22 protein-coding genes are annotated in these 24,598 nt (G+C 71.7%); 12 read left to right on the top strand and 10 right to left on the bottom strand.

Going from position 1 to position 24,598, the window contains the following annotated elements:
- Nucleotides 1-14: 14 nt before the first annotated feature.
- Nucleotides 15-983 (bottom strand): helix-turn-helix transcriptional regulator, encoded by a 969-nt coding sequence (locus CA984_RS21310; protein WP_086575077.1) that lies wholly within the window; start codon nt 981-983, stop codon nt 15-17.
- Between the two features lie 82 nt (nt 984-1,065).
- On the opposite strand from CA984_RS21310, the gene CA984_RS21305 reads away from it, so the two are divergent.
- A complete protein-coding gene (locus CA984_RS21305; RefSeq protein ID WP_086575075.1) occupies nt 1,066-1,740 on the top strand; it encodes an alpha/beta fold hydrolase in 675 nt (224 codons plus the stop codon).
- Nucleotides 1,741-1,832: 92 nt separating this feature from the next.
- A complete protein-coding gene (locus CA984_RS21300) occupies nt 1,833-2,168 on the top strand; it encodes a hypothetical protein (RefSeq protein WP_207620967.1) in 336 nt (111 codons plus the stop codon).
- 44 nt (nt 2,169-2,212) lie between these two features.
- Here the strand turns inward: CA984_RS21300 and CA984_RS21295 are convergent, their stop codons facing one another.
- Entirely contained in the window at nt 2,213-3,514 is a 1,302-nt protein-coding gene (locus CA984_RS21295) for a cytochrome P450 (RefSeq protein ID WP_086575073.1), read from the bottom strand.
- 499 nt (nt 3,515-4,013) lie between these two features.
- Here CA984_RS21295 and CA984_RS21290 point away from each other — a divergent pair, with 499 nt between their 5' ends.
- A complete protein-coding gene (locus tag CA984_RS21290) occupies nt 4,014-4,949 on the top strand; it encodes a nitroreductase/quinone reductase family protein (RefSeq protein ID WP_086575071.1) in 936 nt (311 codons plus the stop codon).
- A gap of 152 nt (nt 4,950-5,101) precedes the next feature.
- Here the strand turns inward: CA984_RS21290 and CA984_RS21285 are convergent, their stop codons facing one another.
- Complete coding sequence (locus CA984_RS21285; protein ID WP_086575069.1) at nt 5,102-5,932, bottom strand: TetR/AcrR family transcriptional regulator; 831 nt, start codon at nt 5,930-5,932, stop codon at nt 5,102-5,104.
- 270 nt (nt 5,933-6,202) lie between these two features.
- A complete protein-coding gene (locus CA984_RS21280) occupies nt 6,203-6,799 on the bottom strand; it encodes a TIGR03086 family metal-binding protein (RefSeq protein WP_086575067.1) in 597 nt (198 codons plus the stop codon).
- Nucleotides 6,800-7,294: 495 nt separating this feature from the next.
- Between CA984_RS21280 and CA984_RS21275 the strand changes: the two genes are divergently transcribed.
- On the top strand, nt 7,295-7,636 hold the full coding sequence (locus tag CA984_RS21275; RefSeq protein ID WP_086575065.1) for a DoxX family protein: 342 nt from the start codon (nt 7,295-7,297) through the stop codon (nt 7,634-7,636).
- Between the two features lie 140 nt (nt 7,637-7,776).
- On the opposite strand, the gene CA984_RS21270 is transcribed toward CA984_RS21275, so the two are convergent.
- Nucleotides 7,777-8,892 (bottom strand): DUF5685 family protein, encoded by a 1,116-nt coding sequence (locus tag CA984_RS21270; protein ID WP_086575063.1) that lies wholly within the window; start codon nt 8,890-8,892, stop codon nt 7,777-7,779.
- A gap of 176 nt (nt 8,893-9,068) precedes the next feature.
- Here CA984_RS21270 and CA984_RS21265 point away from each other — a divergent pair, with 176 nt between their 5' ends.
- Nucleotides 9,069-10,055, top strand: coding sequence for a FecCD family ABC transporter permease (locus tag CA984_RS21265; RefSeq protein ID WP_086575061.1), 987 nt, complete (start codon nt 9,069-9,071; stop codon nt 10,053-10,055).
- Entirely contained in the window at nt 10,052-11,092 is a 1,041-nt protein-coding gene (locus CA984_RS21260; RefSeq protein WP_086575058.1) for a FecCD family ABC transporter permease, read from the top strand. The genes CA984_RS21265 and CA984_RS21260 overlap by 4 nt, the downstream gene beginning before the upstream one ends.
- Here CA984_RS21260 and fes read toward each other — a convergent pair.
- The 3 genes from fes to CA984_RS21245 form a co-directional block, all read right to left on the bottom strand.
- On the bottom strand, nt 11,044-12,393 hold the full coding sequence (fes, locus tag CA984_RS21255) for an enterochelin esterase (RefSeq protein ID WP_086575056.1): 1,350 nt from the start codon (nt 12,391-12,393) through the stop codon (nt 11,044-11,046). The genes CA984_RS21260 and fes overlap by 49 nt on opposite strands.
- Nucleotides 12,393-13,397, bottom strand: a complete 1,005-nt coding sequence (fepB, locus tag CA984_RS21250) for a Fe2+-enterobactin ABC transporter substrate-binding protein (protein ID WP_086575054.1) — start codon at nt 13,395-13,397, stop codon at nt 12,393-12,395. The genes fes and fepB overlap by 1 nt, the downstream gene beginning before the upstream one ends.
- A gap of 84 nt (nt 13,398-13,481) precedes the next feature.
- Nucleotides 13,482-14,354, bottom strand: coding sequence for a universal stress protein (locus tag CA984_RS21245; protein ID WP_086575051.1), 873 nt, complete (start codon nt 14,352-14,354; stop codon nt 13,482-13,484).
- 187 nt (nt 14,355-14,541) lie between these two features.
- Here CA984_RS21245 and CA984_RS21240 point away from each other — a divergent pair, with 187 nt between their 5' ends.
- The 6 genes from CA984_RS21240 to narI all read left to right on the top strand — a co-directional run bounded on the left by CA984_RS21240 (nt 14,542) and on the right by narI (nt 23,162).
- Complete coding sequence (locus tag CA984_RS21240; RefSeq protein ID WP_086575049.1) at nt 14,542-14,952, top strand: pyridoxamine 5'-phosphate oxidase family protein; 411 nt, start codon at nt 14,542-14,544, stop codon at nt 14,950-14,952.
- A 200-nt stretch (nt 14,953-15,152) separates the two neighbouring features.
- The gene (locus tag CA984_RS21235; RefSeq protein ID WP_086575047.1) at nt 15,153-16,349 is read left to right on the top strand and encodes an MFS transporter; all 1,197 of its coding nucleotides are present in this window, start codon (nt 15,153-15,155) and stop codon (nt 16,347-16,349) included.
- 50 nt (nt 16,350-16,399) lie between these two features.
- A complete protein-coding gene (locus tag CA984_RS21230) occupies nt 16,400-20,065 on the top strand; it encodes a nitrate reductase subunit alpha (RefSeq protein ID WP_086575045.1) in 3,666 nt (1,221 codons plus the stop codon).
- 87 nt (nt 20,066-20,152) lie between these two features.
- Complete coding sequence (narH, locus tag CA984_RS21225) at nt 20,153-21,814, top strand: nitrate reductase subunit beta (protein ID WP_086575043.1); 1,662 nt, start codon at nt 20,153-20,155, stop codon at nt 21,812-21,814.
- On the top strand, nt 21,811-22,437 hold the full coding sequence (gene narJ, locus CA984_RS21220) for a nitrate reductase molybdenum cofactor assembly chaperone (RefSeq protein WP_086575041.1): 627 nt from the start codon (nt 21,811-21,813) through the stop codon (nt 22,435-22,437). Before narH ends, narJ begins: the two co-directional genes overlap by 4 nt.
- Entirely contained in the window at nt 22,434-23,162 is a 729-nt protein-coding gene (gene narI, locus CA984_RS21215; protein WP_086575039.1) for a respiratory nitrate reductase subunit gamma, read from the top strand. Before narJ ends, narI begins: the two co-directional genes overlap by 4 nt.
- A 214-nt stretch (nt 23,163-23,376) precedes the next feature.
- Here the strand turns inward: narI and CA984_RS21210 are convergent, their stop codons facing one another.
- Nucleotides 23,377-23,796 (bottom strand): PepSY domain-containing protein, encoded by a 420-nt coding sequence (locus CA984_RS21210; protein ID WP_086575037.1) that lies wholly within the window; start codon nt 23,794-23,796, stop codon nt 23,377-23,379.
- A gap of 111 nt (nt 23,797-23,907) precedes the next feature.
- A partial coding sequence (locus CA984_RS21205; RefSeq protein WP_133061730.1) for a sensor histidine kinase occupies nt 23,908-24,598 on the bottom strand: 691 nt, incomplete at its 5' end.

The raw sequence follows: 24,598 nt of genomic DNA, 5'->3' as shown, positions 1-24,598 counted from the left end.
TCGAGACTCGACCACTAAGCCATCGTCTGGTCGTCCCGGTCCGCCAGGGCGGTGGTGAGCCGTGCCGCGAGCTTCGCGACCGCGGCGCGGAGTTCGGGTCCGCCTTCGACGCGGAAGGCGAAAGGCACGGTCGCCAGCCACTCCTGGGCGTACATGGCCGGGTTGTTGGTGCTGCCGGTGAGCACGCACCCCTCGCCCACCGGTTCCAGGCGCCCCATGGGCGGCCGGATCCACGGCGCCACCTCGGCCGGCGGGGCGTCGAACACCACGCGGGTGGCGAACGACCATCCAGTTCCCAGGTGCTCCTCCAGCGTCGCGACCGGGTCGAGGCCGTCGGGCGGCTCGAAGCCGTGACCAGTCTGCTGGGCGGCCAGGATCCGGTCGACGCGGTAGGTGCGGAGCGCGGCCGCGCGATGGGAGTGGCACAGGAGATACCAGCGTCCGTGGCGAACGACGACCGCCCAGGGGTCCACCTCGGCCTCCCACTCCTGGCCCGCGCCGCTCCGGTAGGTGACCAGCACGCGGCGCCGGATCGCGACGGCGGCGACGAGTGCGCTGATGGTCGCGGGATCGGGGCGGGTCGAGTGCCGGTCCGGCGCGGCCGCCGCATGCTCGCGCAGCGCTGCCGCCTGCCGTCCGACGCTCTCGGGCAGTGCCTGGATGACCTTGCCCAGCGCGGTGCCGACGAGGTCGTCGTCGGCCGGCTGTCCGTCGAGCACCGCCATGACCAGAACCAGCGCCTCTGCCTGCGTGAAGACGACCGGAGGCAGCCGTGTGCCGCGCTGTAGCCGGTAGCCGCCGTGCGGGCCGCGGGCCGAATCGACGGCGATGCCCGCTTCCCGGAGGATGCCGATGTATCGGCGCGCGGCGCGGTCGGTGACCTCCAGCCGCTCGGCGATTTCGGCGGCCGTCGTGCCGGGGCGGTTCTGGAGGATCTCCAGGGTCCGCAGGGCTCGTGCGGTGGGGCTGAGATCGCTCGGCACGCTCGGAGAATACAGGAAGTGAATCGTCCGGAATCGGCTCTACGGTTGGGAACCGCACCTCACGGAAGAAAGCGAACAGATCATGGACATCCTGCTCATCGGCGGTCTCTGGCTCGACGGATCCGCCTGGGACGAGGTCGCCGCCGCCCTCGGGCCGCTCGGCCACCGCCCCGTGCCGATCACACTCCCGGGCCAGGGCGACGGATCCACCTCCGCCACCCTCGACGACCAGGTGGCCGCGGTGCTCGCCGCGTTGGACGCCGCGCAGGACAAGGTCATGGTGGTGGGGCACTCCGCCGCCTGCACGCTGGCCTGGCTGGCCGCCGACGCCCGGCCGGAACGGGTGGCCAAGGTCGTCTTCGTCGGCGGCTTCCCCGCCACCGACGGCGGAACCTACGCCGACTTCTTCCCCATCGACGAGGGCGTCATGCCCTTCCCCGGCTGGGGCCCGTTCGAGGGACCCGACACCGCCGACCTCGACGAGGAGACCAGGCGGCGCATGGCCGCCGCCTGGGTCCCCGTCCCCGAGGGCGTGGCCAAGGCCGTGGTGTCGCTGACGGACGAGCGCCGATTCGACGTCCCGGTCGTGATCGTGTGCCCCGAGTTCACCCCCGCCCAGGCGCAGGAGTGGATCGACGCCGGTGACGTGCCCGAGCTCGCCAGGGTCAAGCACATCGACTTCGTCGACATCGACTCCGGCCACTGGCCCATGGTCACCCGGCCGACCGACCTCGCCCGGCTGCTCGCCGAGGCCTGACCGCGATGCCGTACACCATCCGCCCCCCTGGACGCCTCGACGTGGGACGGGTTCGCGGAGCTGGTCGAGCGCAACAACGGGATCTTCGGCGGGTGCTGGGGCATCGGCTACCACCCGGAGTGCGGCGAGCGGGGATCAGCCTCCGCGCGGTCGAGCAGGAGCGGGTCCTGACCGACCGCGCCCACGCCGCGCTCGTCCTCGCCGAGTACGGTGTCGCACAAGGCTGGTGCCAGTACGGCAGCGCGGAAGAACTGTCGAACATCAAGCACAGACGTGTCTACGGCAAGGGCGCGCCACCGCTGCCGGACCGGCGGATCACCTGCTTCTACGTCCGTCGACCGCGGGCAGGGCATCACGCGGGCGGCGCCGGAAGGCGCTCTGGTTCACCGGCACGCCCCAAGAAGCCCTGGACCTCTACATCACCATGACCGAATCCTGATCAGCGACGCACCAGCAGACGGGAACCGGCAGGTCATGTAGCCGTGGCGTCCTCGGGGGCGTCCCAGGCGACCGGCAGGGAGTGCACGCCGTACACGAACATGTTGTCGCGCAGCGGCACCTCCTCTGGACGGCAGTCCAGCCGCAGGTGCGGGAAGCGGCGGACCAGGGCGGGCAGGGCGACGGCCATCTCCGCGCGGGCGAGTTGCTGCCCCAGGCACTGGTGGACGCCGTGCCCGAAGGACAGGTGCGGGTTGCGCTCGCGGGCGAGGTCGAGGGCGGCCGGGTCGTCCCAGTGGGCGGGGTCCCGGTTGATCTGCGGCGTCGAGATCATCACCGTGCCGCCCTCCGGGATCAGCTCGCCGCCGACCCTCACGTCCTCGGTGGCGATGCGGAAGGGGCCCAGGTGGACGATCGAGAGGTAGCGCAGCAGTTCCTCGATGGCCTGGCCGGCCACCTCGGGGTCGCGGCGCAGCAGTTCGAGCTGTTCGGGGTGCTCCAGCAGGGCGAAGACGCCCAGACCGATCATGTTGGCCGTGGTCTCGTGCCCGGCGGTGAGCAGCAGGTTGGCGATGCCGACCACTTCGTCGTCGGTGAGCTCCCCAGCGTGGTCGCCGTGGATCAGCCCGGAGATCAGGCCGTCGTCGGGCCGGGCGCGCTTGGCGGCCACCAGCTCGTGCATGAACTGCCGCATCTCGTCGCGGACCCGCACCACCTCCTCCAGCGGCGTGTCCATGCGGATGAGGGTCGACGTGCGGCGCTGGAAGTCGGTGCGTGCCTCGTACGGGACGCCGAGCAGCTCGCAGATCACCAGGGACGGCACGGGCAGGGCGAAGGCGCCGACCAGATCCGCGGAGGTGCCCGCGGCCGCCATCGCGTCCAGGTGGGCATCGACGATCTCGGTGATGCGCGGGATGAGCGCACGCATCCGGCGCAGGGTGAACTGGCCGATGACCAGCTTGCGCAGGCGGGTGTGCTCCGGCGGGTCCATGGCCAGGAACTGCCCGGCTCTGGCGCGCGCGTCGAACAGCTTCTCGCGCATCTCCTCGGGCACCGAGACCAGGGCGTTGCGCCGGTTGAACCGGTCGGCGCTGAACCGGGGATCGGACAGCACGGCGCGGGCCTCGTCCAGGCCGGTGACCAGCCATATCTTTTCCCCGGTGGCCAGCCTCACCTGGCCGACCGGCGCCTTCCCGTGCTCCTCGGCCAGTGCCCGAGGCGGGTCGAACGGGCACTGCCGAGCCATCAGCTCGGGAGGCAGGGCCACCCGCATCGGGGCCTGATCAGGCGACGGGGGCTGCTCGACACTGGAGACCTCGGCTGTGGAACGGGTCATCGGCGCTCCTGTGGCGGATCACTGTGAATGGTGCGTCCTTGTCCGTCCATACCCGGACTCGCGCACCATGCAACTTTGAGCTTTCCTGTTTGTCGAGGCCGCTGTCAGCCGGTCGGCGGGAGATCTTCTGTGTTGACAGGCGGCTACCGGATGGCTGTAATAGTCCGCGTGTCGCGTGCCACCGGCCGAGAGCAGTGGGCAGGCCGGTGATCGGGCGGCACCATTCACTGAGGGACGATGCCATGAGTTCATACTCCGCGCCCTGCGTCTGACGTAGTCGCCTCCGCACGTCGTCCCCTGTCCTCCGCGGTTGCCCGGCACCGCCGTGTGACGTCGGTGCATCATGCCGCCCCGGCCGTCGCCGCGTCCCGGCGACCGTCCACGGCTCCGTGTGCTCGACCGGCGCCCATCTCCAGGCGGGTTCACGTGCGGTCATCGCGCGCTGCGCGCATCACCGTCATCCACCATCGCCATACCCTTTTTGGAGACCAGACACCGTATGTCCACATCCTTCAACGAGCCGATCATCGAGGAGTTCCGAGCCAACGGGGGAAAGGTCGGCGGCCCCTTCGAGGGCGGCGACCTCCTGCTGCTGACCACCACCGGCGCGAAGTCGGGGCACGAGCACACCGTTCCCCTCGGCTACGTCCGCGACGGCGACCTGCTGCTGATCGTCGCGTCCGCCGGCGGCGCGCCCCGTCACCCCGCCTGGTACCACAACCTGCTCGCCCATCCCATGGTGCGGGTGGAGGTCGGCACCGAGATGTTCGCGGCGATCGCGGTGCCCGCCGAGGGCGCACGGCGCGAGCGGCTGTTCGAGCACGTGGTGCGCACGGCGCCCGGCTACGCCGACTACCAGACCCGCACCGCCCGGCCCCTGCCGGTCGTGGTGCTGGAGCGCTCCGAACCCGAGGCGGGGCAGGACGGCCGCGAGGTCACCAACCTCGCCGAAAAGCTCCTGGAGATCCACACCTGGCTGCGCTCGCAGCTGCGGCACGTGCGCGCCGAGGCCGACGCCCACTTCGCCGCGCGGGCCGCCCACCAGGGGCCCGGCGAACCGCCCGCGCCGGGCCTGGGACTGCAACTGCGGCAGCACTGCCTGGCGTTCTGCGAGTCCCTGGAGTTCCACCACACCGGCGAGGACGCGCACATCTTCCCCGCCCTGGCGAGCTGGCACCCCCACCTGCGCGACACCCTCGACCGGCTCCGCGACGAGCACCGGACGGTCTCTCGCATCCAGGGCGAACTGCTCGCCCTGCTGGCCGACGTCGGCACCGCCGATCCCCGGCGTTTCCGCACCGAGCTGGACCGGATGTCGGAGGAGCTGACGGCGCACCTCGACTACGAGGAGGAGTCGCTTCTCCCCGTCCTGGCCGAGATCCCGTTCCCCCCGGCGCCGCCGGTGGCCGACGCGGCCGAAAGCACCGCCACCTGACCGGGCGGCCGCGGCCGCGCCGCCTCACGGTGCGGCCGTGACGGGCCGGTGAACACCGCCCGATCGGCCACCGGATCTTCTCCGCCGGGACCGGCGGGCGGTACGGCGTCCACCGGGAAATCATTTCGGTGGACGCCCCGGTACCGGACCGGTCAGCTCTTACGCGTCCGGTAGGCGCGTTGCCTGCAGGCCCGGGAGCAGTAGTCCCGCGGCCGGCCCGTGGCGGCGGCTTCAACGGTCTTGCCGCACACCGCACATCGAGTTTCATCACGCGTTTCATCACGTGTTCCGTCACGGACTAGCGCTTCTACCCCGTCAAGCACCCGCTGCAGGCCGAACTCGAACGGGTCCAGCGGCGTGTCGTATCCCCCCTCCCGGTAGATGCGGCTCAGCGTCGGATACCGGTCGAGGTGCTGGAAGAGCGAGTCGCGGGCCCCCCACCACTCCTCCTCGCTGACACCGGTGCGCCGCTCGGCCCGGGCGGTCTCCAGCACCTGACGGGCGGCACTCTCGACGAACCCGCCGACGAGGGTCACCACCGCCACCACCTCCGCGGGCGGCAGCCCGGCCCGCGCCGCCGCGCCCAGCGCCCGCTCGAAGCCCGCCACCGCGTTCGGCCCGGGCACCCGCCGGGTCCCTGACGGCTCGGCCAGCCAGGGGTGCCGCCGGTAGAGCGCCAGCCCGTCCCGCGCCCACGCCTCCAGCTCCGCCCGCCAGCCCGGCCGCCGATCGGCGCCGGCGGCCGGCTCCTCGCCCGCCACCTCGTCGCGCATGAGGTCGACCAGCTCCGCCTTGCCCGGAACGTGACGGTAGAGCGACATGGTGGTGAAGCCGAGCCGCTCGGCCACCCGCCGCATGGACACCGCCGCCAGGCCCTCGGCGTCGGCCAGCTCGATCGCGGCACGCACGATCCGCTCCAGGCTGAGACCGCGCCTGGATCTCGCCCCCCACAGCAGTTCGGTGCTGCGCTCCGGATCCACCATCCTGACCCCCTCTATGTATATGCTGTATACCAGATGTATACGCCATACACGTGAGAGGCCACCTCCGTGTTCTTCGTCGATCCCTCAGGTGACGACTCCGGTCCAGGTACGGCCGAGCGGCCGTTCGCCACGCTGGACCGGGCCCGCGCGGCGGCGCCGGGCGCCGCCGGGCCGCCGGCCCGGCCTGCCGGGGCGGCGGTTTCTTCCGGCTGCGCGTCCGCGTCGCCGCACCTCCTCCGGGTGACCGCGGGAGATACGGCGGATCGCCGGTCAGGCGGTCCAGTCGGGGCGGCGGCCGAGGTAGCGGAGCAGCGCGGTGACGTCGTCGTCCCCGTCTTCGGCTCCGAGCGCCGGCGCGTAGGCGCCGTACGCCCTGAGCGGCTCGACGATGGCGGCGGCGACGGGCATCAGCTGCCGGGCGAGCTCCGGGGTGAGCGGCGAGGACTGACCGGTGGCGACGGCGATGTCCCAGGCGTGGACCGCGGCGTCGAGGGCGCAGGCACCGACCCCGACCGAGGCGGTCAGCTTGCCCGGCGGCACCGGGACCGCGACCTCCTGGACGTCCTTGCCGACGGTCGCCCAGGCGTCGGCGGAGGCCTTCATCGCCTCCTCCGCCACCGCCGAGGGGGAGGCGCTCAGCGTGCCGGAGGGCGCGAACGGGTCCTCGGACGGCCCCGGTCCTCCCGTGATGAAGGCGGCGAAGCCGAGCTGGTCGCCCGCGGCGTGCTGGAGCACCTGGGTCACGGTCCACGCCGTACAGGGGGTGGGCCGGCCCCAGTCACCGGCGGCCACGCCGCGGACAGCCGTGCGCAGCGCCTCGTGCGCGTCGTTCAGCACGGTCCACTCGGTCGCGGTGTTGTCGTTCATTGTTCCCCATCTCTCCGCTCGGCCCGACCCGTCACCTTTCGGGGGCGGGTCGTCATGCCTCCATCATAGCAGAACAGAATCATCTATTCCGTTATTTTCCGGCCGGACTCCGTCCCGCGGGTGCTGCAGTCAGTACTGTCTTCCTGACCGCTCACGTTCGGCGTCTTCGCCGCCTCGGCGCGGAACCGCGTGACCTCACGGCCTCGGGTGTCGACCTGGATGCGCCGCGTGGCCGCCGACTCCTCCGCCACGCTCGCCATGTCCGGTCGACAGATCCAGGGGCGGGTCCGGCCGGCAGTGTCCTGGTGGTCATGCCGAGCTCGCCCGCCCGGCCCGATTCCTGGACGGGCGAGTCCGGAGCCTTTCGAGCGGGATGGTCCACCGCTGGGTCACAGGTCGGTCGGGAAGCCGCGCATCGTGGACGCATCGCGGTTCTATCAATCGGGGCTCGCAGGATCGGTGTCACAAGAAAGCACCAGCTAGGGAGTGTCCCCCATGTCCGTCACCACCGTCGTCACCGTCCTGGCCGCCCTCTGGGTGGGTTTCTCCGCCTTCTCCCTCCTTCGCCGCGCCGAGTGGGTCGTGAAGCCGCTGATGGACTACGGCGTCCCCCGCTCGTGGTGGACCTGGCTCGGCGCAGTCAAGGCCGTAGGGGCCGCGGGCCTGCTGGTCGGCCTGTTCGTGCCGATCGTCGGCGTCCTGGCCGGGATCGGCCTGGTGCTGTACTTCGCCGGAGCCGTCGTCACCGTGCTGCGGGCGCGCTCGTACTCGACCGTCGTCTTCCCCCTGCTGTACATGGGCCCGGTGATCGCCGCCCTGGTGCTGGGCATCGCCTGACAGCAGCGTCGAAGGAGTCGCCGTCCGGGTCGCTCAGCGCGTACCGGCGACGGCCGCCGCGATCCGGCGCGACCAGCACCTCGATCACCCGGTCACTGATCGCCCATGACCACTGACCGGAGATGATCGTACTCACTCGTCTAGCAGTCGCAGCACGAGCAGCCTTCGCAGCACGAGCAGCAGCCCGAACAGCCGTCGCAGCACGAGCCGCAGGCGTCGCAGCCGCCGGGGTCGCACCGCTCGCCGCACGACTTGTAGCGGTCCTCGTCCCACGGGGGGCGGTACAGACCGCAGGTGCAGCAGGCCATCGCGACGCACATCAACGACAGCAGGCCACCCGGATCCGGTTTGAGCCGGGGGTCGTCCGGAGGCGCCTGCGGGTTCTTCTTCTTGCTCCCGGCCTCCGTCCCGGCCTCGCCGAAGACACGGGTGACGGAGTGCCCGACCTCCTTGACCAGCAGTGCCCTGACCAGCCTCCGCCTTTCCAGATCGAGCTCGGCCACCGTCAGCTCCAGGCCGAGGAGTGCGTCCTCGCAGTGCCGCCGGGCGGTTTCCAGGTCGGCGCCGGAGGCGATCAGCGGGTTGTAGGAGCCGGCGGCGCGGTCCCGCGCCAGATCCTCCACCGCGTCGAGCAGGTGGGCCAGACGGCCGAAGTAACGTCCCGCCTCCTCCAGCGGATCCCGGTTGCGCGGCTTGCCCGCGAGCAGGGCCGTGTGGCCGAAGGCTGCGGCGACCGCGGCCTCGGTGGGAGCGGTGAGCTCCAGCAGGCTCAGGCCCGGAGTGTTCTCCAGCCTGGCCTGATCCTCGACCGCCCTGGTCAGGGGGTCCGGGGCGAAGCCGAGGGCGGCGGCCGTACGCAGTCCCGCGACCGACCAGCGGGCGGCGACCCGCTCGGCGGCGGCGGCCACCGGCTTCCGCGCGTAGGCGCCGTCCCCGTCCGCGACATGGTCCTTGATCTTGCCCGCGGCCAGGATCAGGGAGACCGACGCCGCCAGCCGCACTCCCTCGGCCTCGACGACGTCGGCGCCCTTGAACCCGCGCAGAGCGCACATCCCCGCCCGGCGCTGCGGGGAGGAGGCGACCGTCTGCGCTTCGGTGAGCACCGAGACGAGCAGGCCGTCGTAGTTGGTCACCAACCGGGAGGCGTGACCGTGTTCATCCCGGAGCGCCAGGCAGAGACCGCACAGGTGCGCCATCCACTCCTTGAAAAGCCCGCTGCACATCCCATGGCGACACGGACGGACGATCCCAAACATATAACCCCTTCAGTGCGAATGGGGTACAGCCTGCCAGGCGCGAGTTGCGCGTCGCTTGCAGACGGCCGCACCCGCCCGCCGCCGATCCGGATCGGGCGGAGAACGGTCCAGGGCGGGTTGGAGGCCCGTGTTACCTAAAGGTAAGGTAAGCCTTCCCTAAAATTACGGAGGGTTCGATGCGGTGGACAGGGCTTGCCGTCTCATGTGCGGTCCTGGCGGTGGCGGCCGTGCTCAGCATCGCGATCGGCGCCCAGACGATCCCGCTCGGAGAGCTCTGGCGGGAACTGTGGCACCCCGCGGGCGGGGAGACCGCCGCGATCATCCACGACCTGCGGATCCCGCGGACACTGCTCGGTGTCTGCGTCGGCGCCGCGCTCGGCCTGGCCGGAGCGCTCATGCAGGCACTCACCCGCAACCCGCTCGCCGATCCCGGCCTGCTCGGCGTCAACTCCGGCGCCTCACTGGCCGTGGTCTGCTCCATCCTGTTCTTCGGCGTCACCGACGTGCGGACCTGGGTGTGGTTCTCGCTGGTGGGCGCCGCCCTGGCCACGGTCGCCGTCTACGCGCTCGGCGCCACGGGGCGCGGCGCCGCGAACCCGGCGCGGCTGGTGCTCGCCGGAACGGCCGTCAGCGCCGCGCTGATCGCGGTCATCAACGGGGTGCTCACCCTGGACTCCGGGGTATTCGACCAGTGGCGTTTCTGGGACGTGGGCGCGCTCGCCGGAAGGGACGCGGACGTCGTCCGGCAGATCGCGCCGTTCGTCGCGGTGGGCGCCGTGCTCGCCCTCACCCTCGGGCGCGGCCTCAACGCCGTCGCCCTGGGCGAGCAGACCGGCCAGGGGCTGGGGGTGAGCCTGGCCCGCGTCCGGCTCACCGGAGCCACCGCGATCATGTTGCTCTGCGGCGCCGCCACCGCCGCCGCCGGGCCGATCGGCTTCATCGGGCTCATGGCCCCGCACGCCGTCCGCGCCTTCACCGGGCCCGACCATCGCTGGGTGCTGGTCTACTCGGCCGTGCTGGCCCCGGCGCTGCTTCTCACCGCGGACGTCGTGGGCCGGGTCGTCGTACGGCCGGGCGAGCTGGAGAGCGGCATCGTCACCGCGTTCATCGGCGCCCCGGTGTTCATCTATCTCCTCCGCCGGCGGAAGGTCGCCCGTACATGAGTGCCCACCGCACCCTCAGCACCCCGTCCCGGCGGATCTCGCTGCGGGTCCACCTCCGGTCGGCCGCGGTCGTCGCGGTCCTGCTCGCCGCCGCCCTCGCGGTCGGGCTGGCCGCCATGGGCACCGGTTCGGCGATCTCCGTCGGGGACGTCGTCGGCACCCTGCTCGGACAGGGCGACGCCACGAGCGAGATGGTGGTCTACGAGCTGCGCGCCCCGCGCGTGCTGCTCGCCCTCCTGGTCGGGGCGGCTCTCGGCGTCGGCGGCGCCGTCGTGCAGAGCCTGACCCGCAACCCGCTCGGCAGCCCGGACGTCATCGGGGTGAACGCGGGCGCCGCCGCGGGCGCCGTCCTGATGATCCTCGTCGTCGGGACCACCGACGCGCCGACGCTCGCCGCCGGCGCGCTGGCCTGCGGCCTGGCCGCGGCCCTGGGGGTGTACGCGCTGTCCTTCAGGCGCGGGGTACAGGGCACCCGGCTGGTGCTCGTCGGCATCGGCGTCACCGCCATGCTCCACTCGCTCATCGCCTACCTGCTGACCAGGGCCGACCTGTACGAATCGCAGGGGGCGAAGGTGTGGCTCATCGGCAGCCTGGCGGGGACCGGCTGGGAGCGGGTCTGGCCGGTGGCCGCGGCGATGCTCGTCCTGCTGCCCGCGGCGGTGGCGCTGAGCCGGTCGCTGGGCCCCATGGAGATGGGGGACGACACGGCCGCCGCGCTCGGCCTCCGGGTGGAGCGGCGCCGCCTCGCGCTGCTGGTCGTCGCCGTGCTGCTGTCGGGCGTGGCGGTCTCCGCCGCCGGTCCCATCACCTTCGTCGCGCTCGCCGCCCCGCAGCTCGCCCGGCGGCTGACCAGGGCGCCCGGCGCGGGCGTCGCCGCGGGGGCGGTGACCGGAGCCCTGCTGCTGGGAGCCGCCGATCTGCTGGCCCAGCGGTTGCCGACCCCCGGTCAGCTTCCCGTGGGCGTGCTGACCGGGGGACTCGGCGGTCTCTACCTCGCCTGGCTGCTCCACCGCGAGTGGCGGTCCGGACGTTCCTGACCTCCGCCCCCGAAGGCGGCGATCAGGCCGTCGGCGAGTGAGCCGCGCCAGCAGGCGCCGTCGTGGCCGCCCTCGTACTCGCGGTAGGTCAGGTCGCAGCCCTTCGCACGGAGCACGTCGCGCAGCCGCCGGGTCGGGCCCAGCAGCGCCCACTCCTGGGTGCCGACCTCGACGTAACAGCGCGCGGGGACCCGGCCGGCGGCGGCCAGCTCGCCGGTCAGCCACTCCCGGCCGGAGCCGGCGGGCCTGGCGGGCCCGCTGGGCCCGCTGGGCTCGTTCGGCTCGTCCGGCTCGTCCGGCCCGCCAGGCTCGGCGGGCTCGTTGGGCCACCAGAAGGATCCGGACTGCGAGACGGCCGCCCCGAACCGGTCCGGCCGGCGGTACGCGGCGTGGAGCGCGGCCAGCCCGCCGAGACTCTGGCCCGCGACGACGGTACGGGACGCCGGATGCTCCCCGATGGGCAGCTCGTCCGCCAGAAAGGACAGGAAGCGGTCGTCGCACGTCAGGTCGCGGGCCCTGTCACCGGGCGTGCCCGACTCAGGCAGCAGGGCGGTCAGCGGCGGTACGGCTCCCGCCTCGACGAGATTGCCGAGAATGACGGGCAGGTCCTCCGTCCAGTCCTGGCCGTCCAGCAGGACGAGGGTTCCCCGGGGCCGCAGTTCCGGCTCGTACCGCCACACTGTCCGCCCGGCGATCGTGTGACGGCTCAGCTCGCCTCGCGAGGGCCCGGGCGCGAGCCACCGCTGCGGGGGCGCGTCCGGTAGCTCCACGACCGAGTGCCCGCGCCAGGTCCGCGGGTTGAGCGGGTCGGCGACGGCCTGGGCGAGCCCCAGGCACCAGCGCTCGACCGCCGCGCGCGACGCCGGGGACCCGGCGGCGAGCATGGCGTCCCGCCGCCGCGCCGCCTCGTCGCCGATCGGCCCGGGGGCCGTACGGCCGCGCGGCGCCAGCCGGTAGGAGGCTCGCCAGCCTGAGCCGACCCGGTAGGTGCGGTGCCAGACATCGGTGCCGCCGAGCCGTTCCATCAGGCTCTCGTCCAGCACGCTGGGGTCGGTGAGCTTGTTGGCCATGACGAGCACGTCGTGCGCGTCCCCGCGCCACAGGAACGTCACGGCGCGGTGGCCCGGGTCGCCGGGGATCTCCTCGACCAGGGGTGTTCCCCGTGAGGCCGCCTCCTCCCAGAAAGCGCCGAGCGCTTCCGGCCGCCCCGCCCTCAGCTCGGCGGCCAGCGCCTGGACGCGTGGGCCTGGAACGATCTCGGGCGGGGCGGGACGCGGGAACTGCGGCGGGATGGTGCGCATCAGCCGGCGAACTGCTGCTCGAGGCGGTCGATGATGTTGGACGCGCTGTAGTAGTCGATCCGGAACGCGTCGAGGCCGAGGTCGTGGACCCGCTTGTCACGGACGGCGGCCAGGTCCTTCCAGAGCGGCTTGGCCTGGGTGGCGGCGATCTGCTCGGGGCTGTGACCGGCGAAGAAGATCGAGCTGTCCCCGAACGCCCTGACGACGTTCTCCTGTGCGAGGTTGACGATGTCCTTGCGGCCGCCGCCTTCCTTGGTGGACTCGGCGGCGAGGGAGGCCTCGACCGGGTGGATCGTGAAGCCGAGCGAGGCGAGCAGCCCGCCCTGGGCGGACTCGGCGGTGAACACCGGGATGTCGGTGTTGTTGTCGCGGAACACCACGACCTCCTGCTCGGGCGTCTTGATCTTGCCCTTCACCTCGGCCACGCGCCGGTCGTAGGCGGCGAGGACCTTCTCGGCGTTCTCCTCCAGGCCGAGCGCGCCGCCCAGTTTGGTCATGAGCTCCTGCCAGGTCAGGTTGTCGTGCCGGAACAGTACGGTCGGCGCGATGCCCTTGAGCCGCTCGTACACCTTCGCCGTGCTGTCCGCGCCGGAGGCGGAGCCGATGATGAGGTCGGGCCTGGCCGCGATGACCTTCTCGATGTCCGCCTCGAAGCCCTGGTAGACCACCTGGACGCCCCGCTGCGCGGCGACGTCCGCCCACTGCTTGAAGAACCCGTTGCCGTCGGTGAACGGTCCGGGCGCCGTGGCCTGCGAGGCCACCACGGGCGCGTCCAGTGCCAGCAGGTGACCGGTCATGGACACGCTCACCGAGACGATCCGCTTGGCCTCGAGGGGGATCTCCGCCGTGCCGAGCTCGTGCTGGACGCTCCGCGTCTCGCTTTTCGCCCCGGCGGCTTCCGCCTTCTCGGCGGTGCCCGCGCCGGAGGCGCAGGCGGCCGGTCCCAGCACGGCCATGAGCGCGACCGCGGTGATCGCCCAGCGACGGCGGATCGGGGATCTCATATCTCACTCCACAAGTTAGGCAAGTAAAACCTAAGTAATATTAGGGCAGCCTTACCTAATGTGATGTCGAGGGGCGATACGAGATCAGGAGACGGAGGGCCTCCATGCCGGCGTTCCGGACGCCACGACCAGCGGGCAGGCGGCGTGATGCAGCAGCGCGTGGCTGACCGAGCCGAGCAGCAGTCCGGCGAGGCCGCCTCGTCCGCGTGACCCCACGACCAGCAGGTCGGCCTGTCGCGAGGCGCTTTTCAGGACCTCCACCGGGTGTCCGTGCTCCACCTGCTCGGTGACCTTGACGTCCGGATGGCGCCCGGCCCAGCCCGCCAGCACCTCGGCCAGCAGGCGCCGCTCCCCCTCGGCCCTCTCCTCGGCGGCCGTCCGGGCGAACGGGCCGCCCCCGACGACGGGCCGGCTCCACGCGTGAACCGCCCGCAGAGCGGCGCCGCGCAGGGACGCCTCGGCGAAGGCGAATCCGACGGCGGCCATACCGGCCGGAGAGCCGTCGACGCCGACGACCACCTCGCCGCGCGGCTGTGCGGGCACCGTCCGCACGACGGCGACCGGGCAGGAGGCATGGCCGGCCACGCCCAGCGCGACCGACCCCAGCAGCATGCCGGAGAACCCGCCCAGCCCGTGACTGCCGACCACCAGGAGGTCGGCGTCCTTCGCCTCCTCGATCAGGACGAGCCGGGGGTCACCCGGGAGCAACTGCGACTCCACCCTGACACGGCCGTCCTCTTCCCGTGCCCGCTCCACCCCCTCCGTCAGCATGGAGGCGGCCCCGTCGCGCATCCACCGGCCCACGTCGGCGTACGGCGCGTCCTCGGACATCTCCAGCGGCCAGGCCGGCATGACGTGCACGAGGCGCAGCCCGGCGTCGCGGAGCGCGGCCTCCTGTACCGCCCAGCTCACGGCCTCAAGCGCGGCGGGTGAACCATCGACTCCCACCAGGATCATGACGTTCCTCCTCCCGTGGCTTCAGCACATCCCATGGTTTCAGCACGTCGCGGGACGGCAGGGAGGCGGCCCCGGCGAACGTCCTCTCATGGACACCGCGGGGAGAGAAAAGCCGCCGACCGCCGGGAGAGGAGAAAAGGACTTTCGGCCCTGCCCTAAGGCATGAGCGCTCCACGATGCTGTACGGATGAAATGTGATTCGGCCGGTCTGCAGGTGCTCTCCCGAGAGGAGTGCATGCATCTGCTGGCCACGTCCCCCATCGGGCGGATCGTCTTCACCGACCGCGCTCTCCCCGCCGTTCAGCCGGTCAACTTCCACCTCCGCGGTGAGGACATCGTCATCCGCACGACGACGGGTTCCAAGCTCGCCGCCGCGACCCGCCGGACCGTCGTGGCCTTCGAGGCCGACGACTTCGATCCGGACACACGCACCGGGTGGTCGGTGACCGTCGTGGGGCACGCGCGGGCCGTGGACGACCCGGCGGAGATCGCCGGCCTGGCCGCGTTGCCGTTGCTGCCGTGGGCGCCGGGGGCCCGGGACCACTTCATCGTCATCGTGGCCGAACAGGTGTCCGGCCGCCGGGTCCATCCCGGCTGACCTGGCCTCCAGGGCGAGCCGGCCCGTCAGGTCGACGTCGCGCCGCGGCACGCCCGCGCAGCCGGCCGCTATTCCGGTCCGGGCCTTTGGACGGATTCGATAGGACTAAAGACTCTGATGCGGGCATATCTCGTCACACAAAGCTGGGAGCGCCTTAGCAAGTGACTCACGCAACGTCTGTCCCTGGAGGGATCGGCCCGATGACCACCGTCCGACAGCCCGTACGCGAAGTGACCAGGGGCGGCAGGACGGCCGCACTGGTGCTCGCGACGACCGCCTTCGCGGTGAACTTCTGGGCCTGGGCCCTGCTCAGCCCGCTCGGCCCCACCTACAAGGACCTCCTGGGGCTGAGTCCGCTTGAGGTGTCGGTCCTGGTGGCCGTACCGGTCATCGTCGGGTCGCTGGGGCGGATCGTGCTCGGCGGCCTGACCGACCGCTACGGCGGGCGGTCGGTGTTCGCGGTGGCGAGCCTGCTCGGCGTGGTCCCCGTGGTGTTCCTCGCCTTCGCCGAGAGCTACCCGACCCTGCTGGTCGGCGGACTGCTGCTGGGCATGACCGGGGCGACCTTCGCCATCGGCGTGCCGTACGTGAACGGATGGTTCCCGCCGGAGCGCCGCGGCCTGGCGCTGGGCGTCTTCGGCATGGGCAACGTCGGCACCGCGGTCTCCGGCTTCGCCACCCCCTGGCTGGCGGTCGAGTTCGGGCACAGGATCCCGTTCTTCGTGGTCGCCGCCGCCCTGGTCCTCGTCGGTCTGGCCTTCCTGACCGTGGGCCGCGACGCCCCGGGGACCCAGGCGGCCACCGAGCCGTTCCTCACCCGCTTCCTCGCCGCGGCGCGGTTGCGGATCACCCGGGAACTGGCGGCGATGTACGCCCTGACCTTCGGCGGGTTCGTCGCCTTCGGCGTCTACCTGCCGCTGTATCTCAAGGCCGCCTACGGGCTGACCACCGCCGACGCGGCGGCCCGGGCCGCGGGGTTCGTGCTGCTGGCCACGCTGACCCGTCCCGTCGGCGGCTGGCTGGCCGACCGGGTGGGGGGCCGGCCGGTGCTGGGCTGGGCGCTGGCGGCCGTGTCCGTGTGCGCGATCATCGTGGCCTTCGCTCCGGCGATGCCGCTGGCGACGGTCGGTTTCCTGACCATGGCCGCCGCGCTGGGTCTGGGCAACGGCGCGGTTTTCGCCTTGCTGGGGCGGGCGGTGCCCGCCCGGATGGTGGGCAGCGCGACCGGGGTGGTCGGCGCGGCCGGTGGTCTCGGCGGGTTCCTGCCGCCGATCCTGATGGGACTGATCTACCAGGCCACCGGCTCCTACGCCATCGGGCTGATGCTGCTGGCGGTGGTCGCCTCGGCCGCCTTCGTCTACTGCTGGTTCGTCCTGCGGGCAGGCGAGCGGTCTTGACGCCGGCGGGGAACAGTCCGATCCATGAAAACAATAAGAGGGGTACACATATGGCTGGCATGGATGGGCCGATCGACGACGCTCTGCTCCGGCTGGGCCGCCACCTTCGTCCCGGTGAGGTCTCCGCGGATCTGCGGACGCTGCACCAGATCGGTGGACGTCAGGGGGACGCCTTCTACCGGGACCGCTGGAGCCACGACAAGGTGGTCCGTTCGACGCACGGGGTGAACTGCACCGGTTCGTGCTCGTGGAAGGTCTACGTCAAGGACGGGATCATCACCTGGGAGTCCCAGCAGACCGACTATCCCAGCGTGGGCCCGGACCGTCCCGAGTACGAACCGCGCGGCTGCCCCCGGGGCGCGGCCTTCTCCTGGTACACCTACTCCCCCACCCGGGTCCGCTACCCCTACGCGCGCGGGGTGCTGGTGGAGATGTACCGGGAGGCCAAGGCGCGGCTGGGCGACCCGGTGGCGGCGTGGGCCGACGTCACCTCCGACCCCGAGCGCCGCCGCCGCTACCAGTCGGCGCGCGGCAAGGGCGGGCTGGTCCGCATCAGCTGGGACGAGGCCACCGAGATGATCGCGGCCGCGCACGTGCACACCATCGAGGCCCACGGCCCCGACCGGGTCGCCGGGTTCTCCCCCATCCCGGCCATGTCGATGGTCTCCCACGCCTCGGGCGCCCGGTTCGTGTCGCTGATCGGCGGGACCATGCTGTCGTTCTACGACTGGTACGCCGACCTGCCCGTCGCCTCCCCGCAGGTCTTCGGCGACCAGACCGACGTGCCGGAGTCGGCCGACTGGTGGGACGCCGCCTACCTGATGCTGTGGGGCTCCAACGTCCCGGTCACCCGCACCCCGGACGCGCACTACATGACCGAGGCCCGCTACCGGGGGCAGAAGGTCGTCGTGGTCTCGCCCGACTACAGCGACGCGACCAAGTTCGCCGACGAGTGGCTCGCCCCGCATCCGGGCACCGACGGCGCGCTGGCCATGGCGATGGGCCACGTGATCCTCAAGGAGTTCTTCGTCGACCGGCAGGTGCCGTACTTCACCGACTACGTCAAGCGCCACAGCGACCTGCCGTTCCTGGTGACGCTGGACGAGCGCGACGGCGTCCACGTGCCCGCCAAGTTCCTCACCGCGGCCGACCTCGGGGAGGACGGGACGGAGGCGGCCTTCAAGACGGTGCTGGTCGACCGGGTGACCGGTGAGCCGGCCGTGCCCAACGGCTCGCTCGGCTTCCGCTACTCCGCCGAGGGCGAGGGCCGCTGGAACCTGGACCTCGGCGAGGTGGACCCGCTCCTCACCCTCGACGGGACCGGCGATGCGGAGAGCGTGACGGTCGCGCTGCCCAGGTTCGACCAGCCGGAGGGCGACGGGGTGCTGCGGCGTGACGTTCCCGCCCGCCGGATCGCGGGCCGCCTCGTCACGACGGTCTTCGACCTCATGCTGGCCCAGTACGGCGTCAGCCGTACCGGGACGCCGGGGGCGCAGTCGAGCTCCTACGAGGACGCGACCGCGCCGTACACCCCGGCCTGGCAGGAGGCGATCACCGGCGTGCCGGCGGCGAAGGCGGTGAAGATCGCCCGCGAGTTCGCCCGGACCGCCGAGGAGTCCGGCGGCCGCTCCATGATCATCATGGGGGCGGGGACCAACCACTGGTTCCACTCCGACACGATCTACCGCTGCTTCCTGGCGCTGACCACGCTGACCGGCTGCCAGGGCGTCAACGGCGGCGGCTGGGCGCACTACGTCGGCCAGGAGAAGTGCCGGCCGATCACCGGATGGGCGCAGATGGCGTTCGGGCTGGACTGGGTGCGCCCGCCCCGGCAGATGATCGGCACCGCCTACTGGTACCTCCACACCGACCAGTGGCGCTATGACACCTACAGCGCCGACACCGTCTCCTCCCCGCTCGGCGGCGGCGCGTTCACCGGGAAGTCGACCGCGGACCTGCTGTCGCAGTCGGCCCGGATGGGCTGGATGCCGTCCTACCCGACGTTCGACCGCAACTCCCTCGACCTGGCCGGGGAGGCGGCCGCGGCGGGCCAGGAGACCGGGGCCTACGTCGCGGAACAGGCCGGCTCGGGGAAGCTCGGCTTCGCCTGCGAGGACCCCGACGCGCCGGGCAACTGGCCTCGGGTGCTGACCGTCTGGCGGGCCAACCTGCTGGGCTCCTCGGCCAAGGGCAACGAGTACTTCCTGCGTCACCTGCTCGGCACCGACTCCTCCGTGCGGGCCGAGGAGGCCGCGCCCGAGCAGCGGCCGGACGACGTCCGGTGGCATGAGGAGGCGCCGCAGGGCAAGCTCGACCTGCTGCTGTCGCTGGACTTCCGGATGACGTCCACGACGCTGTTCTCCGACATCGTGCTGCCGGCCGCGACCTGGTACGAGAAGCACGACCTGTCCTCCACCGACATGCACCCGTTCGTGCACGCCTTCTCCCCGGCGATCGACCCGCCCTGGCAGACCCGCACCGACTTCGCCGCCTTCCAGGCGATCGCCAAGAAGTTCAGCGCGCTGGCCGGCCCCCGGCTGGGGGTGCGCCAGGACGTGGTCGCGGTGCCGCTGCTGCACGACACGGCCGACGAGCTGGCCACCCCGCACGGTCACGTGCGGGACTGGCGGCAGACCGGCGAGGTGCCCGTGCCCGGCCGGAACTTCCCCAAGATCGTGACGGTCGAGCGGGACTACGGCGCCGTCGCGGAGAAGATGGCCTCGCTCGGCCCGCTGGCGGACCGGCTCGGCGCCACGACCAAGGGCATCACGTACGACGTCGCCGGTGAGATGGACCGGCTGCGCGGCATGAACGGGACCGTCCACGGCGGGGTGGCCGACGGCCGGCCGTCCCTGGCCCGCGACACCGACATGTGCGAGGCCATCCTCGCGCTCTCGGGCACGACCAACGGGCATCTGGCCGCCCAGGGGTTCGCCACGCTGGCCCGCCGTACCGGCACCGGCTTCGACGGACTCGCCGACGAGCACAAGAAGATCACCTTCGCCGACACCCAGGCGCGGCCGGTCCCGGTGACCACCTCGCCGGAATGGTCGGGCAGCGAGACCGGCGGGCGCCGCTACTCGGCCTTCACCATCAACGTCGAGCACCGCAAGCCCTGGCACACCCTCACCGGACGCCAGCACTTCTTCCTGGACCACGACTGGATGCACGAGGCCGGCGAGGCGCTGCCGATCTACCGGCCCCCGCTGAACATGACAGTGCTGTTCGGCGAGCCGGGCATCGGCGAGGGCGGCGAACAGGGCATCACCGTGCGCTACCTCACCCCGCACTCCAAATGGTCCATCCACTCCGAATACCAGGACAACCTGCTGATGCTGACCCTGTCCCGGGGCGGCCCGACCATCTGGATGAGCCCCGCCGACGCCGCTCGGGCGGGGATCCGCGACAACGACTGGGTCGAGGCGCTCAACCGCAACGGCGTCGTGGTCGCGCGGGCGATCGTCTCGCACCGCATGCCCACCGGGACCGTGTACATGTACCACGCCCAGGAACGGGTCGTGGACGTGCCCAAGACCGAGGCCTCCGGCAGGCGCGGCGGCATCCACAACTCCCTCACCCGCCTGATGATCAAACCCACCCATCTCATCGGCGGCTACGCCCAGCTGTCGTTCGCCTTCAACTATCTCGGGCCGACCGGTAACCAGCGCGACGAGATCACCGTGATCCGCCGTCGCTCGCAGGAGGTCGACTACTGATGCGCGGACACATCCGAAGCGGTGAGTGGAGCGGCAGGCCGGGGAACAGGGCCGTCCGCCAGGCGAACAAGGATAGGTGAACGACCAATGACCAAAGTCATGGCCCAACTCGCCATGGTGATGAACCTGGACAAGTGCATCGGCTGCCACACCTGCTCCGTCACCTGCAAGCAGGCCTGGACGAACCGGGCGGGCACCGAATACGTCTGGTTCAACAACGTCGAGACCCGCCCCGGACAGGGCTACCCCCGCACCTACCAGGACCAGGAGAAGTGGCGGGGCGGGTGGGAGCTGAACCACCGTGGCCGGCTCCAGCTCAAGGCCGGCGGGCGGCTGCGCAAGCTGTTTTCGATCTTCGCCAACCCGCTGATGCCGTCGATCCAGGACTACTACGAGCCCTGGACCTACGACTACGACAGGCTGTTCTCCGCCCCCATGCAGGACGACACCCCTGTCGCCCGTCCCAAGTCGCTCATCACCGGCGAGAACACCAAGATCAGCTGGAGCGCGAACTGGGACGACAACCTGGCCGGCGGGCCGGAGCTGGCCCCCGCCGACCCGGTGCTGCGCAAGCTGTCGGACCAGGTGAAGCTGGAGTTCGAGCAGGCCTTCATGTTCTACCTGCCGCGCATCTGCGAGCACTGCCTCAACCCCTCGTGCGTGGCCTCCTGCCCGTCGGGGGCGATGTACAAGCGTTCCGAGGACGGCATCGTCCTGGTCGACCAAGACCGCTGCCGCGGCTGGCGGATGTGCGTGACCGGCTGCCCTTACAAGAAGGTCTACTTCAACCACAAGACCGGCAAGGCCGAGAAGTGCACCTTCTGCTACCCGCGGGTCGAGGTGGGCATCCCCACCGTCTGCTCGGAGACGTGCGTGGGCCGGCTGCGCTACATCGGGCTGATCCTCTACGACGCCGACCGGGTCGCCGAGGCCGCCTCCGTCCCCGACGAGAAGGACCTCTACGAGGCGCAGCGGAGCGTGCTGCTGGATCCGAACGACCCCGAGGTGATCGCCGCGGCCCGGGCGGAGGGGATCCCCGAGGACTGGCTGGAGGCCGCGCGGCGCTCCCCCATCTATAAGCTGATCTTCGATTTCGGGGTGGCGCTGCCGCTGCACCCGGAGTACCGCACCATGCCCATGGTCTGGTACATCCCGCCGCTGTCGCCGGTCGTCGACGTGCTGAGCGGTACGGGGCACGACGGGGAGGACGCGGACAACCTCTTCGGCGCGATCGACGCGCTGCGCATCCCGATCGGCTACCTGGCCGAGCTGTTCACCGCCGGGGATCCCGAGCCGGTACGCAACGTCCTGCGCAGGCTCGCGGCGATGCGGTCCTACATGCGGCAGATCAACCTCGGGCGGGAGCGGGACGAGTCGATCGCCACGGCGGTCGGCATGACCGGTGAACGGGTCGAGGAGATGTATCGGCTGCTGGCCATCGCCGCCTACAGCGAGCGCTACGTCATCCCCAAGGCGCACGCCGAGCAGGGTGCGCGGCTGGAGGAGTCGATGAGCGGCTGCAGCCTCGACTTCGAGGGCGGCCCCGGCATGGGCGGCCCGTTCGGTGAGGCCTCCGGCATGCCCGTCCCGGTCGCGGTGGAGAACTTCCACGCGCTGAAGGACCGGCAGACCACCGGCGCCCTGGTCGACCCCGAGGACCGGCAGAACCGGGTCAACCTCCTCAACTGGGACGGCAAGGGGACGCCCGACGGTCTCTTCCCGGACAAGAACGGCAGGAAGGAACCATGACAACCCTCAGCGAAAGCGAGCTGCGCAGCGCCCACCTGGTGGCGTCGGTACTGCTCAGCTACCCCGACGACACGCTGTACGGCGAGCGGCGGACCCTGACCGACGCGGTGGCCGCGCTTCCCGGAGGCGAGGTCCGCACCCGGCTGACCGCCTTCCTCGACCACCTCGGCGCCACGGCGCAGAGCGACCTGGCCGCCCACTACGTGGCGACGTTCGACCTTAAACGGCGCTGCTGCCTGTATCTCACCTACTACGCCTACGGTGACACCCGCAAACGCGGCGCCGCCCTGCTGCGGTTCAAACACGCCTTCCGCGAGGCGGGCTTCGAGCTCACCGACGGCGAGCTGCCCGACCACCTGCCGGTGGTGTGCGAGCTGCTGGCGCGCGGGGCCGTCAAGCAGGCCAGACGTCTGCTGCTGGAGAACCGGGCCGGCCTGGAACTGCTGCGCAAGTCCCTGGAGTCGGAAAGGTCGCCGTACGTCGACGTCGTGATCGCGGTGCTGGCCACGCTCCCCGCCGCCAGTCTGCGAGACCAGGAGGCCGCGCTGCGGCTGGCGACCCAGGGGCCGCCGGCCGAGGAAGTCGGGCTCGAACCCTTCGCCGTAATGGAAGGACGCCGGTGAACGCCCTCGATGTGGTGCTGTGGGTGGTGGCCCCCTACCTGGCCATCACCGTGTTCGTGCTTGGTCACGTGTGGCGCTACCGCTATGACAAGTTCGGCTGGACCACCCGCTCGTCGCAGATGTACGAGTCGCGGCTGCTGCGCATCGGCAGCCCGCTGTTCCACTTCGGCATCCTGGTCGTGCTGCTCGGTCACATCGGCGGCCTGGTGATCCCCAAGAGCTGGACCGAGGCGGCCGGTGTGAGCGAGGAGGCCTACCACATCACCGCCGTCGTGCTCGGCACCGTCGCGGGCGTGGCCACCCTGGGCGGCCTGGCGATCCTGATCTACCGCCGCCGCACCGTCGGCCCGGTGTTCACCGCCACCACCCGCAACGACAAACTCATGTACGCCGTCCTCGCCCTGGTCATCGTGCTGGGCCTGGCCGCCACGGTCGCGGCCAACATCATCGGCGGCGGCTACGACTACCGCACGACCATCTCGCCGTGGTTCCGGTCGATCTTCTACTTCCAACCGGATCCGGCGCTGATGGCCGGCGCCCCGCCGCTGTTCCAGCTGCACGCGCTCAGCGCCCTGCTGCTGTTCGCCATCTGGCCGTTCACCCGGCTGGTGCACATGCTCACCGCCCCGGTCGGGTACCTGACCCGGCCGTACGTGGTCTACCGCAGCCGCGACGACCAGCGTGGCTCCCGGAAACCGCGGCGCGGGTGGGAGCCGACACGCTGAACCGCGCCTCGTCGCCGGCGCCCTTCCGCGCCCGGTAGCGCCCGCGGAGACGTCCTCGGAAAGGACCGGTCTCCTTAGGCGGCTTCCACGGTCAGCGGGAGGGTGCCGGCACGGCCGGAGACCGCGCGGCGGCCGATGTCCGGCGGTCCGGCCCCCGCCGGACCGTCAGCCGGGCGGGGGCACGTCCTGGTCACCGGCCGTCTCGGGCGGCCGGTCAGTCGTCGTCCTGATCGTCGTTCTGGTCGTCGTGGGTGTCGGCCGCCTCAGAGAGGATCTTGCCGGTGGTGGCGTCGACGACGATCTCCCGTCCGGCTCCCGCGCCGTCGGCGATCTCGATCTCCCACGAGGTGGTGCCGCCCTCGGTCTCCAGGTCGGAGGAGGTGACCCATCCGCCGCTCACCCGGGCGAGCGCGGTCTGCTGTGCCTGCTCCGCCAGTACGGCGGGCTTGCGCGTGACGTCCGCGTCATCGTCGGTGTCCGGGGCGGGAGTGGCCGTGCCGGGGGTGGCGGTGGCCGTGCCGGCGGGCGGGGAGAGAGCCGGGCCGCTGTCGTCCCGGTCGGCGAAGGCGACGCCGCCGCCGACCGTGAGCGCGGCGAGGGCGATTCCGGTAAAGATGATCACTGGCTTGCGCATCAGGGGTGCTCCGTTGTCCGGGGAAAGCCGCGATTCCGGGGGATTCGCGATGACTCTTCGAGAGTGCCCGCCCGGGCGATAGCGAGATGCTGCGAGGTTCCTAAAGAATCGCTAAGTCAGGCCGGGGCCGAGTTCGAGGATGACCTCGGCTCCCCCCGAGGGCGACGAGCCGGCCCGCAGCCGCCCGCCCGAGTCCTCCGCGGTACGGCGTGCGATGTCGAGGCCGAGGCCGGTGGAGGATCCGCCGCTCGCCCCGCGGCCGACCGGGTCCGGGAGGGCGAAGCCGGTCCCCTCGTCGGCGATCACCAGCAGGGCCCCGCCCCCGGGCCGCGCCGTCAGCTCGACGGTGAACGGGGTCCCGTCGGGGGTGTGGGCGAACACGTTCTCCAGCAGCAGGTCGACGCAGGCCGCCAGCTCCGGGCCGCTCACCCCCACGGCGATCGGGCCGTCGGCCAGACCGAGGCGGAGCGGCCGGTCCTGGTCCTCCGCCAGCGCGGACCAGAAGGCGACGCGGTCGCCGACCACCTGGGCCGCGTCGCAGCTCGGCGTGCCGCCCCGGTCGAACCGGCGCGCCTCTCGGATCACCTGGCTGACCATGCGCTCGACGCTGTCGACGGCCTCTCCCACCCGCGCGGCCTCGTCCTTGTCGCGCAGGGTCTCGGCCTCCAGCCGCAGCGCCGTGACGGGGGTGCGCAGCCGGTGGGAGAGATCGGCGACCGCCTCGCGCTCGCGGGCCAGCAGCTCGCGGATGCGGGCGGCCAGATGGTTGAGGGCCGCGCCGACGTCACGGATCTCGGGCGGC

Origin of the sequence: Streptosporangium minutum (assembly GCF_002149035.1) — a bacterium.
Lineage (GTDB): Bacteria > Actinomycetota > Actinomycetes > Streptosporangiales > Streptosporangiaceae > Streptosporangium > Streptosporangium minutum.
Note: the sequence above shows the minus strand (reverse complement) of the source record. Positions and strands in the feature narration are given on the sequence as shown.

Coding starts and splice junctions, on each gene's coding strand:
- CA984_RS21305 (WP_086575075.1), top strand. CDS start 1,066: ATGGACATCCTGCTCATCGGCGGTCTCTGGCTCGACGGATCCGCCTGG.
- CA984_RS21295 (WP_086575073.1), bottom strand. CDS start 3,514: ATGACCCGTTCCACAGCCGAGGTCTCCAGTGTCGAGCAGCCCCCGTCG.
- CA984_RS21290 (WP_086575071.1), top strand. CDS start 4,014: ATGTCCACATCCTTCAACGAGCCGATCATCGAGGAGTTCCGAGCCAAC.
- CA984_RS21285 (WP_086575069.1), bottom strand. CDS start 5,932: ATGGTGGATCCGGAGCGCAGCACCGAACTGCTGTGGGGGGCGAGATCC.
- CA984_RS21280 (WP_086575067.1), bottom strand. CDS start 6,799: ATGAACGACAACACCGCGACCGAGTGGACCGTGCTGAACGACGCGCAC.
- CA984_RS21275 (WP_086575065.1), top strand. CDS start 7,295: ATGTCCGTCACCACCGTCGTCACCGTCCTGGCCGCCCTCTGGGTGGGT.
- CA984_RS21270 (WP_086575063.1), bottom strand. CDS start 8,892: ATGTTTGGGATCGTCCGTCCGTGTCGCCATGGGATGTGCAGCGGGCTT.
- CA984_RS21265 (WP_086575061.1), top strand. CDS start 9,069: ATGCGGTGGACAGGGCTTGCCGTCTCATGTGCGGTCCTGGCGGTGGCG.
- CA984_RS21260 (WP_086575058.1), top strand. CDS start 10,052: ATGAGTGCCCACCGCACCCTCAGCACCCCGTCCCGGCGGATCTCGCTG.
- fes (WP_086575056.1), bottom strand. CDS start 12,393: ATGCGCACCATCCCGCCGCAGTTCCCGCGTCCCGCCCCGCCCGAGATC.
- fepB (WP_086575054.1), bottom strand. CDS start 13,397: ATGAGATCCCCGATCCGCCGTCGCTGGGCGATCACCGCGGTCGCGCTC.
- CA984_RS21245 (WP_086575051.1), bottom strand. CDS start 14,354: ATGATCCTGGTGGGAGTCGATGGTTCACCCGCCGCGCTTGAGGCCGTG.
- CA984_RS21240 (WP_086575049.1), top strand. CDS start 14,542: ATGAAATGTGATTCGGCCGGTCTGCAGGTGCTCTCCCGAGAGGAGTGC.
- CA984_RS21235 (WP_086575047.1), top strand. CDS start 15,153: ATGACCACCGTCCGACAGCCCGTACGCGAAGTGACCAGGGGCGGCAGG.
- CA984_RS21230 (WP_086575045.1), top strand. CDS start 16,400: ATGGCTGGCATGGATGGGCCGATCGACGACGCTCTGCTCCGGCTGGGC.
- narH (WP_086575043.1), top strand. CDS start 20,153: ATGACCAAAGTCATGGCCCAACTCGCCATGGTGATGAACCTGGACAAG.
- narJ (WP_086575041.1), top strand. CDS start 21,811: ATGACAACCCTCAGCGAAAGCGAGCTGCGCAGCGCCCACCTGGTGGCG.
- CA984_RS21210 (WP_086575037.1), bottom strand. CDS start 23,796: ATGCGCAAGCCAGTGATCATCTTTACCGGAATCGCCCTCGCCGCGCTC.